The organism is Ekhidna sp. (assembly GCF_963691765.1).
Classification (GTDB): Bacteria; Bacteroidota; Bacteroidia; order Cytophagales; family Cyclobacteriaceae; genus Ekhidna.
In genome coordinates this window covers 2,468,483-2,481,109 of record NZ_OY829375.1, presented here as the reverse complement: position 1 = coordinate 2,481,109, position 12,627 = coordinate 2,468,483, and the positions used below count along the sequence as shown (strand labels likewise).

Here is a 12,627-nt window from a genome sequence, read left to right as displayed (position 1 = left end):
TGATGTAATCTCTTGCACATTTTGATAGGACTATAGTTATCTTCATAGCCCAATAAAATTAAAAGCTATGAAAAAACTGACCTTCCTGGTTGCAATTCCCCTACTATGGTCTTGTCAACCTCAGGAGAATAAAGCCCTTAGTCTTAATTACCCAGACACGAAAAAGGTTGACACGGTAGATGTCTACTTTGGTACAGAAGTGTCTGATCCTTACAGGTGGCTGGAGGATGACACTTCTGACGAGACTGCGGAATGGGTAAACGCTCAGAATGAGGTAACTAATTCTTACTTAAGTAACATCGATTTTAGAGAAGATGTCAAAGCAAGACTTACCGCATTAGAAGACTACGAAAAAGTTAGTGCACCTTTTAAAGCTGGTGATTACTACTATTTCTATAAAAATGATGGTTTACAAAATCAATCGATTCTATATAGAGTTAAAAACTTTGGCGATGAACCAGAAGTATTTCTTGATCCTAATTCTTTTTCAGATGATGGTACTACTGCACTAGGCGGTCTTAGTTTTTCTTCAGATTACAAATACACAGCATATAACATTTCTGTAGGTGGTTCTGATTGGCGTACCGCATACATAATGGATACAGAAACAAAAGAACTTTTGACCGATGAAATCAATTGGATCAAATTTTCTGGTATGAGCTGGTACAAAGATGGCTTCTACTATCAAAGATTTGATGAGCCAAAAGAGGGTGATGAACTTTCTGCAGCTAACCAGTACGGTAAAGTATACTACCATAAGGTAGGGACAAATCAGTCTTCTGACGAACTAGTCTATTCAAATCCTGACAATCCTGAAAACAGGTTTGGTGCAGGTGTAAGTGAGGACGAGAGATTCTTATTTATTTATTCTTATACCGGGACAAGCGGGAATGAACTCTATGTAAAAGATCTCTCCAACCCTTCAAGCGAATTCACACCAATAATTACAGGATTCGACAATGATCATTACATAGTAGATACAGATGGTGATGATCTAATCATCCATACTAATTTAAATGCCCCTAATAATCGCATTGTTCGTGTCGGCTATCAAAATCCAACATCGGAGAATTGGGTAGATATGATCCAAGAAACTGAAAATGTAATGAGTGCTGGAACAGGTGGTGGTAATATTTTCACTTCTTACCTGATAGATGCAAAAACCGCAATCAAGCAATATGATTACAAAGGAAATCTTATCAGAGATGTTGAGCTCCCAGGTATAGGAACGGCAGGAGGATTTGGTGGAAATTTTGATGCGGAAGAATTCTTCTATACGTTCACTTCCTTCACCGTACCACGATCTATATACAGGTATAATATCGCTACTGGTGAATCAGAACTTCACGGAAGACCTGAACTAGATTTTAATCCAGATGATTACGAAACAAAACAGATTTTTTACACAAGTAAAGATGGCACCAAGGTTCCTATGTTTATTGTTCATAAGAAAGGACTGGAATTAAATGGTAAAAACCCTACGTGGTTGTACTCATATGGAGGATTTAATATTAGCTTAAGGCCTTCATTCAGCACCTCTCGGCTGGTTTGGTTAGAAAACGGAGGTGTATATGCAATGCCAAATATCCGAGGTGGAGGAGAGTATGGTGAAAAATGGCATAAAGCCGGCACCAAACTTGAGAAGATTAATGTATTCGAAGACTTCATAGCTGCTGGAGAATATTTAATAAATGAAGGGTATACATCGTCAGATTATTTGGCACTTCAAGGTGGATCAAACGGAGGCCTACTAGTTGGAGCGACTATTAACATGAGACCAGATCTTGCAAAAGTTGCATTCCCAATGGTCGGTGTAATGGATATGTTGAGATATCAAAACTTTACAATTGGCCGTGCATGGTCAGCAGACTATGGCACTTCTGAAGATTCTGAAGAGATGTTCAAGTATCTACAATCATATTCTCCTGTCCACAATATAGATCCTAATGCGACTTACCCGGCAGTAATGGTGACTACAGCAGATCATGACGACAGAGTAGTGCCAGCGCATTCATTTAAATATGCTGCCACACTGCAAGAAATGAATCCTGACAATCCAAGTCCACTACTAATAAGAATTGAGACTAAAGCAGGTCATGGAGCAGGCATGTCGACAGAAAAACGAATTGAATTGAATGCGGATATGTATTCATATGCTTGGTACAACATGGGAGTTATCCCTGATGTAGCCAAGGAAAAAATGTAATTTTAAATCAAGACCTTTTAAAGCCCTCTTTCGCTTTCGAAGGAGGGCTTTTTAATAGATGTAATAATGCTTGAATTAAGAAAAGGAATAAAAGCAGATATCCCGCAAATTTTCGAATTGATAAAAGAGCTAGCCATATATGAAAATGGGCTAGATCAAGTGACAAATTCAATAGAAAAAATGGAGGAGGATGGTTTTGGAGAACATCCAATCTACGAATTCATTGTAGCGGAAGAAAAAGGTGAAATCATTGGTGGAGCTATTTACTATTATCGCTATTCTACATGGAAAGGCAAACGAATGTACCTTGAGGATTTAATTGTCACAGAATCTAAAAGAGGTAGCGGTACAGGTAAGCTTCTATTCGATGAAATGTTAGCCATCGCAAAAGCGAACCATTGCACTGGAATGATGTGGCAAGTGCTAGACTGGAACGAACCAGCAATCAATTTCTATAAGAAGTACAACACCAATTTTGATGGTGAATGGATCAATTGTAATCTGGATTTTTAGACCTCTTCCAGTACAGTTCTGAATGCGGCCATTTTAGTGCCGTATCGAATGATTGATTTTTTTTGAATTTTTGGAGCAGCTTTTTCAAGATATGTTTCCAAATGTCCTAAGGTCTCTGCCATATATTGTATGGCATAAGTTGATCCTGTATCATCTTGGCCTTCTGAAAGCATTTTGAGCATTTTGAAATCGACAAAAAAGCCAGTTTCCATAACCTCAGGGATATGGGTTTCTTTCATCCAGTTTACCCAGTCTTGCTCTACATCATCGTCAATGTTGACGGTAACATTATATAAAATCATTCGTCATTTGTTAGGTTTGGCAAATTAAGGAAAACGGAAAATAAACCTCCTTGGATACAAACAATTTAATTATTGAGGGGTTTAATTGAGAATGAGCGTTTATTCAATCAAAGATCTTGAGCACCTTTCGGGGATCAAAGCACATACCATTCGTATATGGGAACAGAGGTATGAACTTTTTTCGCCACAACGCACAGCAACTAATATTAGGTTTTACAGCGATGAAGACCTAAAGCTCATTTTGAATATCGCTTCTCTAAAAGATCATGGTATCAAGATAAGTAAGATTGTTGCCATGCCTCAAGAGGTCCTTGAAGAAGAAGTAAAAAAAATTGCACTTGAGAGGCGCTCTCACCAAGATCAAATTAGTGCACTTACAATGGCGATGATAGATCTTGATGAAGAACAGTTTTCATCCATTCTTGATGATTGCACAAAATTGCTGGGTTTTGAAAAAGCGATGATGGAGATCATTTATCCTTTCATGAGAAGAATTGGAATTCTTTGGCTAACAAATTCAATTAATCCAGCTCAAGAACATTTTATTTCTCATCTTGTAAGGCAAAAATTAATAGTTGCTACAGATAATGCCGAAATAAATCAAAGTGGACCCATGTTCTTGCTTTTCTTGCCTGAAGGAGAATTGCATGAGCTAGGGTTACTATTTGCTAATTTCTTGTTGAGATCTAAAGGAGCAAAGACAATCTTTTTTGGACAAACTGTCCCCCTTGATGCACTTGAAGAAGTATACCATAAATTAAATCCTGAATTCTTAATCACCTCTTTAACCACAGCTCCCGAAACCAAGGAAGTCCAGAAATACATAAACAAACTTGGGACCAAGTTCAAAAACTGTCAAGTATATGTAACTGGTAGGAAAGTAATCGGACAAGAAATCGAATATCCGAAAAATGTCGGTCTATTAAATCAATTTGAAGATTTAATACAACTAGTAGAACAGATCGTTCAAAAAGTCGATTGAGTGAATAAGAGCACTTTTCAGCGAAAATTATATTTTGTTTAATCTTTTTACTTGTTTGTTAAACAATATGTATGTAAATTCGTTTAACGTTTACATTAAAACATTAAACAAAATGACTGCATTAGAATTCGGTTACAAGATTGAAAATCTTACCAGCTCATTAAAGCCATACGCTTTAAAACTCACCAAAGACGGAGAAGAAGCTAATGACTTATTGCAGGAAACTGTGTTTAAAGCTTTCTCCAATAGAGATAAGTTTCAAGACGGAACAAACCTAAAAGCGTGGATGTATACCATCATGCGAAACACGTTCATTACTAACTATCAAAGAATGGTTAGAAGGAATACATTCATTGATACAACTGAAAACAATCACTTCATAAACTCATCTGCAAACGTGATTGAAAATAATGCGAAAAGTGATTTCGTAATGAAAGATATAAATGCAGCTATAGATGGTTTAAAAGAAATGTATAAAGTTCCTTTTACCCTTTATTTTAGAGGTTTTAAATACCACGAAATAGCTGAAAAGCTTAGCATCCCTATTGGGACGGTGAAGAATAGAATTCACATAGCTAGAAAAGAATTAAAGAAAGGTTTAAAAGTATATGACAACTAAAAATTTCCATAGTAGAGTTGTAGTGATAGGGGCCGGATTTTCCGGCCTTTCTTGTTCCTGCCATTTGGCAAAAATGGGATACCATGTAACGCTGATTGAAAAAAACGAACAAGCTGGAGGAAGAGCAAGAAGTTACAGTGATCAAGGATTTACTTGGGATATGGGCCCATCTTGGTATTGGATGCCAGATGTATTTGACAAGTTTTTCGAAACTTTTGGGAAGAAGGTAAGCGACTATTACCAATTGGACCGACTGAACCCATCTTACAGGATTAAGTTTAAAAACGATTCGATTGACATTCCAGCTAACATGTCGGATCTGGAACAGCTTTTTGAAGAAATTGAACCTGGAAGCAGTAAGAAATTACGCTCATTCCTAAAGCAAGCCAAGTACAAATATGACGTTGGTGTCAAAAAACTTGTATACAAGCCAAGTAGATCATTGCTCGAATTTGTAGATCCAAAACTACTCCTTGGACTTCTTAAAATGGATGTCTTTACTTCCATAGCAAAACATGTTAGGAAACATTTCAAAGATGAACGGTTAATCCAATTAATGGAATTCCCTATTCTTTTTTTGGGTGCAACAGCTGACAATACACCAGCATTGTATAGCCTGATGAATTATGCTGATTTATCACTAGGTACTTGGTATCCGAAAGGAGGAATGAATGCTGTAGTACAAGGTATGGTGAAGTTGGCAAAAGAGCTAAATGTAGAAATGAAGCTTGGTCAAGAAGTAACCAATTTTTCCTTTAGTGGAAATCAAATAGTCTCGGTTAACACAGTTCATGAAGAATACGAATGTGAGATGGTAGTAGCTGGTGCAGATTACCATCACATAGATCAGCATATTCTGCCGCCTTCTTTTCAGAATTACTCAAACAAGTATTGGGAATCTAGAACATTGGCCCCCTCATCTCTTTTATTCTATATAGGAATTGATAAGCAATTACCTAATCTAGAACATCATACATTATTCTTTGACGAAGATTTTAAGAAGCATGCGAGTGAAATTTATGACACTCCTCAGTGGCCAAGTAAACCACTTCTTTATGTCTCAGCTACTTCCAAAACTGATAACTCAGTAGCTCCAAAGGGGAAAGAAAATCTAGTTGTATTAATTCCGGTTGCTCCTGACATTGAAGATTCGGAAGAAACTCGAGAGCGTTATTTTCTAATGATAATGGATAAGTTAGAAGAATATACAGGCGAAAATATTCGGGATCATATTCTTACAAAAAGGAGTTACGCACATAAGGAATTTATGGAAGATTACCATTCTTATAAAGGGAATGCCTATGGCTTAGCCAATACCTTAAGACAAACTGCAATACTTAAACCATCTTTAAAAAATAAGAAGCTAAAAAACCTTTACTATACTGGGCAACTTACGGTACCTGGACCAGGCGTCCCTCCTTCTCTTATATCTGGAGAAGTAATAGCTAAAGAAATAGAAAAAGATTTTCCTATTTTTAAAAATTGATGGAAGAACTCTACACGCAAACAGCATTTGACTGCAGTAAGCTGATCACGAAAACTTACAGTACGTCATTCTCATTAGGTATAAGAACGCTTCACAAAAGCTATCATGCACCGATATATGCCATTTACGGTTTTGTCAGATATGCTGATGAGATCGTAGACACATTCCATGAGCACGACAAGAGAGAGCTTCTTCAAAGATTTAAGGATGATACATACAAGGCCATTGCAGAAAAAATCAGTTTAAACCCTGTTCTTCACTCTTTTCAAGATGTAGTGAATGAATACAACATTGATCATGATTTGATAGAAGCATTTCTAATAAGTATGGAAATGGATTTGAGCAAAAAAGATTACACAGATCCAGATTATGAAAAGTACATATATGGGAGTGCTGAAGTAGTAGGGTTGATGTGTTTGAAAGTTTTCTGTGATGGAGATGAAGATGAATACCAAAGACTTTTATCACCTGCTAAATATTTAGGTTCAGCTTTTCAAAAAGTAAATTTTCTCAGAGACATAAAAAGTGATTTCGATGAAAGAGGTCGTGTATATTTTCCAGGTGTAGACTTTAACAGTTTTAGTGTCGAAGAAAAGAAACTCATTGAGAAAGATATTGAGTCAGAGTTCAAAAAAGCTGTCGAAGGAATACGATTGCTTCCAAGAGGAGTTCGGGGTGGCGTTTATCTAGCATACATCTATTACACCGTTTTATTCAAAAAAATAACCAAACTATCTCCTGAAAAGGTTAAATCAGAAAGAATTAGAGTGCCAAATCTTCGTAAATTTATGTTACTAATTAGATGTTACTTTTTACATAAACTTAACATCATTGTTGAATAAACAAGATTAATTTTAAATAGTTAATTAAGCATACACTTAATTATGTCGACGTTGATAAATATACTTCTAGTGATTGGTACCTTCTTTTTTATGGAAGGAGTAGCATGGTTTACTCACAAATACATCATGCATGGATTTTTATGGAGCTGGCATAGGTCTCATCATAAAGTTCATAACCATGCGCTTGAAATGAACGATTTGTTTGCTCTTGTTTTTAGTATTCCGTCAATCTTAACAATCTATGTCGGTTATGGTAATTATCAAGAATATTGGTGGCTTTTGTATATAGGTATAGGAATATTATGCTATGGTATTTTTTACTTCATTTTTCATGATATCATCGTGCACCGAAGGATCAAAATTCCATTTAAAGCAAAAAGTAAGTATATGAAAAGAATCATGCGTGCCCATTATGTTCACCATGAAAAGCACACGAAAGAAGACGCTGAGGCGTTCGGTTTTTTATACGCTCCGAAGAAATACGAGAAATAACGTTTTCACATTATCAATTGATAATGTGATAAAAATTGTTACATTTGAAATACATTAAGAATTGGCTTGTTTAACAACCAAAAAAAGCGAGCTACATGGCAGATCAGAAAAAGGATGAAGAGTGGGGACCTATTGATGGATTCTCTAACTACGAAATATCCAACCGAGGTAAAATTCGGAGTAAAAGTAGAAAAGTATGGCATAAGGGGAGTAAAACCCACATGAAACTACGGGGTAAACTAATGCGCCAGAGGTGGAATAAAATATGCAAGTGCTACTTCTTAGACTTAATCGACGACAATGGAAAACGAAGAACAGTCTATCCTCATAAAGAAACTGCAAAGGTCTTTGTAAAAAGAGCTAATCAGGAGAAATCAATGATTATTCACGTTGATAACAATCCAAGAAACAATTATTTCGAAAATCTTGAATGGATGACTCCTTCTGAGCACATGAAGTGGCAGTTTGAAGTAGGAAATAAAAACAACTATAAGGTTTGGAAGACTCGTAAGAAGAGATACAAAAATGGCTTTAAGCCAGATACAGTTCTTCCGGGTAGACCTAAAAAGAATAAAGCTGAAGCATAACTTTTAGTAGGCTTGTAAAAGAGTAAGGGGTTCCAAATGGAACCCCTTTTTTAATACTCTAACTAACCTAACCTAAATCGCTTAACGCAATATTCTACCTGCTATCACAAGTGATAGTATTTTTTCTTTGAAATGGAATGTGGAATTATTCAGCAGATGGCTCTACGCTCACGTAGGATCTGTCTTTTTTCCCTTTGTGGAATTTCACAACACCATCAGACAATGCAAATAACGTGTGATCTTTACCAAGACCAACGTTTTCACCTGGATGATGTTTTGTTCCTCTCTGACGAACGATGATATTTCCAGCAATCGCTTTTTGTCCACCGAAGATTTTCACACCGAGCCTCTTACTTTCTGACTCTCTTCCGTTTTTCGAACTACCTACACCTTTCTTATGTGCCATGAGATTTTATCCTTTAATATCTTCAATCAAAATTTTAGAAAACTGCTGACGGTGACCATTTTTCACTCTGTAGCCTTTTCTTCTCTTCTTTTTGAACACGATCACTTTATCGTCTTTCACATGCTCAAGAATTTTAGCAGAAACTTTGGCACCTTTAACTGTAGGAGCTCCTACTTTAACTTTGCCATCATTATCTACTAGTAGTACTTTATCAAAGTCTACTTTAGCGCCCTCTTTACCCTCCATTAGTGGAGCATATAGGAACTTGTCTTTCTCTGCTTTATATTGCTTCCCAGCAATGTCTACTATCGCGTACATTTTATCTTCTTTTGAAAAAAGGATTGCAAAGATACCATTTCAATATGAATATCCAAATATGTAGTGTGGATAAAATTGTGTTAAAATATTTTTATTTTTTTTTTCATTTTTTTTTACCCCCATTTCTACGTGTTTTCATCAAAGTGAAAGTTATAAAACTTGCATTTAATCCCTTAAAATACAAGTCGTTATAATAAATATTTAATATCCAAATCGCACCTTCCGGACCCGTAATAACCGCTTGGAATTTCGCTCCGTTTTAAACAGATTTGTAGACACGCCACCGAGAAAAATAAACCACTCTTAGGGCTGTATCCCAAGACTTAAAAAGTTTTTTTAAAAAGCACACGCTTGTCGTGAGCCTAGGGACGTTTTATTGTTTTATAAATAGAATAAATACTATTTGACCTAACAAATATTATGAGCGACGTAGCAGCACAAGCAGAAGAACCGATCTTAAAAGAGAACAAGGACCGATTTGTTCTTTTCCCAATCCAGCACAACGATATCTGGGAGTTCTACAAGAAAGCAGAAGCTAGTTTCTGGACAGCAGAAGAAATTGATTTAAGTCAAGACTTGAAAGATTGGAGCAATACCATGAATGATGATGAAAAACACTTCATCAAACATGTACTTGCCTTTTTTGCTGCAAGCGATGGCATTGTAAATGAAAACCTGGCGGAGAATTTTGTTGCGGAAGTTCAATACACAGAAGCTAAGTTTTTCTACGGCTTTCAAATTGCGGTAGAGAATATTCATTCAGAGACCTACTCCTTATTAATAGATACCTACGTCAAAGACCCTAAAGAAAAAGACTACCTATTCAATGCAATCGAGACAATGGATTGTGTAAAGAAGAAAGCTGATTGGGCACTAAGATGGATTGACGAAGGATCATTCGCCGAAAGATTGGTTGCCTTTGCAGCTGTTGAAGGGATTTTCTTCTCTGGAAGTTTCTGTAGTATTTTCTGGTTAAAGAAAAGAGGCTTGATGCCTGGGCTTTCATTCTCCAATGAGTTAATCTCAAGAGACGAAGGACTCCACTGTGATTTTGCTTGCCTATTATATACAAGCCACATAAAAAATCAGCTATCTCAAGAGACAGTTCAAAAAATCATTCAAGATGCTGTTGCAATCGAAAAAGAATTTGTGACAGATGCGCTACCTGTAAAACTGATTGGAATGAATGCTGATTTGATGTGTCAGTACATTGAGTTTGTTGCAGACAGACTATTAGGAGAACTTGGATGCGAGAAAGTATACAACTCTACCAATCCTTTTGATTTCATGGAGATGATTTCCCTTCAAGGGAAAACGAATTTCTTCGAAAAAAGAGTTGGAGAGTATCAGAAAGCAGGCGTTATGGATGGAGATAGCGGCAAATCTAAATTTTCATTAGATGAAGACTTTTAAAAACATTATTGTAATCACCTTATCACGATAGACCTATGTTAGTTGTAAAAAGAGACGGAAGAAGAGAATCAGTAAAATTTGACAAAATCACAGCACGTATAGAAAAGCTGTGTTATGGTTTGAATTCAGACTATGTAAAGCCTGTAGAGATTGCCAAAAAAGTAATCGACGGGTTGTACGATGGAGTATCAACCATAGAACTTGATAATCTAGCTGCAGAAACTGCTGCTACGATGACAACACGCCATCCTGATTTCGCAAAGCTTGCTGCCCGTATTTCTATCTCAAACCTTCACAAAGTGACAGAGACTTCATTCTCTAACACGATGAAGAGAATGTATGAATACATCAATCCTAAAACTGGAGAGAATGCTGCATTGCTTTCAACTGAAGTTTATGGCATCATTAGATCAAATGCCAAAAAACTTGATGACGCCATCAACTACGAAAGAGATTACAATTACGACTACTTTGGCTATAAGACATTAGAGCGTTCATACTTAATGAAACTGGATGGCAAAATTGTGGAGCGTCCACAGCATATGCTTATGAGAGTTTCAGTAGGTATTCATGGTGAAGACATTGATGCTGCAGTTCAGACTTACAATTTGATGTCTGAAAAATGGTTTACGCACGCTACTCCAACGTTATTCAACGCGGGAACACCAAAACCTCAACTATCATCTTGTTTCCTTTTATCAATGCAAGATGATTCTATTGATGGGATATACGACACGCTTAAGCAGTGTGCCAAAATTTCACAATCTGCAGGTGGTATTGGCCTTAGCATTCATAATGTAAGAGCAACAGGTGCTTACATAAAAGGAACCAATGGTACGTCTAATGGTATTGTACCAATGCTTCGAAACTTTGATATGACTGCTAGATATGTCGATCAAGGGGGCGGTAAAAGAAAAGGAAGTTTCGCGATCTATCTAGAGCCATGGCATTCAGACATCTTTGATTTCCTTGATTTAAGAAAAAATCACGGTAAAGAGGAAATGAGAGCTCGTGATCTTTTCTACGCACTATGGATCCCAGATCTTTTCATGAAGCGTGTAGAAGAGAATGGAGATTGGACAATAATGTCACCTGACGAATGCCCAGGACTCTATGAAGCATACGGTGAAGAGTTTGAAGCTCTTTACGAAAAGTATGAGCGAGAAGGAAAAGGAAGAAAAACTATAAAAGCTCAAGACCTCTGGTTTGAGATTCTTGAAGCTCAAATAGAAACTGGTACACCTTATATGCTTTATAAGGATGCTGCTAACAAAAAGTCCAATCAAAAGAACTTGGGTACTATCAGATCTAGTAACCTATGTACTGAGATCATGGAATACACTTCAAAAGATGAAGTGGCAGTATGTAACCTAGCATCTATTGCTCTATCTCGTTTCGTTATTGATGGCAAGTTTGATCATCAAAAACTTTATGAAATCACTAAGGTTGTTACTCGTAATCTGAACAAGGTTATCGATGTAAACTACTACCCGGTTCCTGAGGCTAAAAATTCTAATATGAAACACCGACCTATTGGAATAGGTGTTCAAGGATTAGCTGATACATTCTTATTGCTTAAAATGGCTTTCGAGTCGGAAGAAGCTAAGAAGTTAAATAAAGAAATATTTGAGACTATCTACTTTGCTGCTATGGAGACTTCTATGGAAATAGCAACTGTAGAAGGAGCTTATGAAACATTCAAAGGCTCTCCGGTATCAAAAGGCGTATTCCAATTCGATATGTGGGGAGTGACTCCTGATTCTGGAAGATGGGATTGGACAGATCTTAAGCAGAAGGTTAAGAAAAACGGAGTTAGAAACTCCTTACTTCTTGCACCTATGCCTACAGCTTCTACTTCGCAGATACTTGGTAATAACGAATGCTTCGAGCCATACACTTCTAACCTTTATTTAAGAAGAGTTCTTTCTGGTGAGTTCATTGTAGCCAATAAGCATCTCATGAGCGAGCTAATAGATCTTGGTCTTTGGGATGAGCGTATGATGAACAGAATCAAAGCTGAAAACGGATCTATCCAGAATATTGCGGAGATTCCAGAAGAGATCAAAGAAAGGTACAAGACTGTTTGGGAAATTTCTCAAAAGGCAATCATCGATATGTCTGCGGACAGAGGAGCATATATCTGCCAAAGTCAAAGCCTTAACATCCACTTACAGGATGCAAACTTCGGTAAGATGACATCTATGCATTTCTATGCTTGGAAGAAAGGCTTGAAAACTGGTATGTATTACTTGAGAACAAAAGCTGCAACAGACGCTATCAAGTTTACCGTATCGAAAGAAAATCAAGAGCAACCAAAGGAAGTGAAAGCCGCACAACCAGCGGCAGCGAACCTAACGCAAGCAGAACTTGATCAACAAGCGGCCATTCAATGTTCGTTAGATGATCCAGAAGGATGCGAAATGTGTGGTTCTTAAGATAAATAGTGTAATTCTAACCTAAA

Annotated in this window: 13 protein-coding genes; 10 read left to right on the top strand and 3 right to left on the bottom strand. The window is 36.9% G+C overall.

Annotation, left to right across the window (positions count from 1 at the left end):
* The first annotated feature begins 67 nt into the window (after nucleotides 1–67).
* On the top strand, nucleotides 68–2,206 hold the full coding sequence (locus tag ACY650_RS11270) for a prolyl oligopeptidase family serine peptidase (protein ID WP_462247558.1): 2,139 nt from the start codon (nucleotides 68–70) through the stop codon (nucleotides 2,204–2,206).
* A gap of 66 nt (nucleotides 2,207–2,272) precedes the next feature.
* Complete coding sequence (locus ACY650_RS11265) at nucleotides 2,273–2,719, top strand: N-acetyltransferase family protein (RefSeq protein ID WP_462247556.1); 447 nt, start codon at nucleotides 2,273–2,275, stop codon at nucleotides 2,717–2,719.
* On the opposite strand, the gene ACY650_RS11260 is transcribed toward ACY650_RS11265, so the two are convergent.
* Nucleotides 2,716–3,021: a DUF4286 family protein gene (locus ACY650_RS11260; protein ID WP_462247554.1), complete on the bottom strand. Its 306-nt coding sequence runs from the start codon at nucleotides 3,019–3,021 to the stop codon at nucleotides 2,716–2,718. The genes ACY650_RS11265 and ACY650_RS11260 overlap by 4 nt on opposite strands.
* Before the next feature lie 91 nt (nucleotides 3,022–3,112).
* On the opposite strand from ACY650_RS11260, the gene ACY650_RS11255 reads away from it, so the two are divergent.
* From ACY650_RS11255 to ACY650_RS11230, 6 genes are all read left to right on the top strand, one after another.
* Nucleotides 3,113–4,003, top strand: coding sequence for a MerR family transcriptional regulator (locus tag ACY650_RS11255; RefSeq protein ID WP_462247552.1), 891 nt, complete (start codon nucleotides 3,113–3,115; stop codon nucleotides 4,001–4,003).
* 112 nt (nucleotides 4,004–4,115) lie between these two features.
* Nucleotides 4,116–4,622: an RNA polymerase sigma factor gene (locus tag ACY650_RS11250; protein WP_462247550.1), complete on the top strand. Its 507-nt coding sequence runs from the start codon at nucleotides 4,116–4,118 to the stop codon at nucleotides 4,620–4,622.
* Nucleotides 4,612–6,108, top strand: a complete 1,497-nt coding sequence (locus tag ACY650_RS11245) for a phytoene desaturase family protein (protein ID WP_462247548.1) — start codon at nucleotides 4,612–4,614, stop codon at nucleotides 6,106–6,108. The genes ACY650_RS11250 and ACY650_RS11245 overlap by 11 nt, the downstream gene beginning before the upstream one ends.
* Nucleotides 6,108–6,950: a phytoene/squalene synthase family protein gene (locus ACY650_RS11240; RefSeq protein WP_462247546.1), complete on the top strand. Its 843-nt coding sequence runs from the start codon at nucleotides 6,108–6,110 to the stop codon at nucleotides 6,948–6,950. Before ACY650_RS11245 ends, ACY650_RS11240 begins: the two co-directional genes overlap by 1 nt.
* Before the next feature lie 90 nt (nucleotides 6,951–7,040).
* Complete coding sequence (locus ACY650_RS11235; RefSeq protein ID WP_462247544.1) at nucleotides 7,041–7,442, top strand: sterol desaturase family protein; 402 nt, start codon at nucleotides 7,041–7,043, stop codon at nucleotides 7,440–7,442.
* A gap of 95 nt (nucleotides 7,443–7,537) precedes the next feature.
* Nucleotides 7,538–8,029, top strand: a complete 492-nt coding sequence (locus ACY650_RS11230) for an NUMOD4 domain-containing protein (protein WP_462247543.1) — start codon at nucleotides 7,538–7,540, stop codon at nucleotides 8,027–8,029.
* Nucleotides 8,030–8,174: 145 nt separating this feature from the next.
* Here the strand turns inward: ACY650_RS11230 and rpmA are convergent, their stop codons facing one another.
* On the bottom strand, nucleotides 8,175–8,435 hold the full coding sequence (gene rpmA / locus ACY650_RS11225) for a 50S ribosomal protein L27 (protein ID WP_348280847.1): 261 nt from the start codon (nucleotides 8,433–8,435) through the stop codon (nucleotides 8,175–8,177).
* A gap of 6 nt (nucleotides 8,436–8,441) precedes the next feature.
* Nucleotides 8,442–8,753 carry a 50S ribosomal protein L21 gene (gene rplU / locus ACY650_RS11220; RefSeq protein ID WP_349563742.1) on the bottom strand — a complete coding sequence of 104 codons (312 nt, stop codon included), beginning with the start codon at nucleotides 8,751–8,753 and terminating at the stop codon, nucleotides 8,442–8,444.
* Between the two features lie 420 nt (nucleotides 8,754–9,173).
* Here rplU and ACY650_RS11215 point away from each other — a divergent pair, with 420 nt between their 5' ends.
* Together ACY650_RS11215 and ACY650_RS11210 are read left to right on the top strand one after the other, a co-directional pair.
* Nucleotides 9,174–10,166, top strand: coding sequence for a ribonucleoside-diphosphate reductase small subunit (locus ACY650_RS11215; RefSeq protein WP_462247541.1), 993 nt, complete (start codon nucleotides 9,174–9,176; stop codon nucleotides 10,164–10,166).
* Between the two features lie 35 nt (nucleotides 10,167–10,201).
* Complete coding sequence (locus tag ACY650_RS11210) at nucleotides 10,202–12,601, top strand: ribonucleoside-diphosphate reductase subunit alpha (protein ID WP_462247539.1); 2,400 nt, start codon at nucleotides 10,202–10,204, stop codon at nucleotides 12,599–12,601.
* The last annotated feature ends 26 nt before the right edge of the window (nucleotides 12,602–12,627 follow it).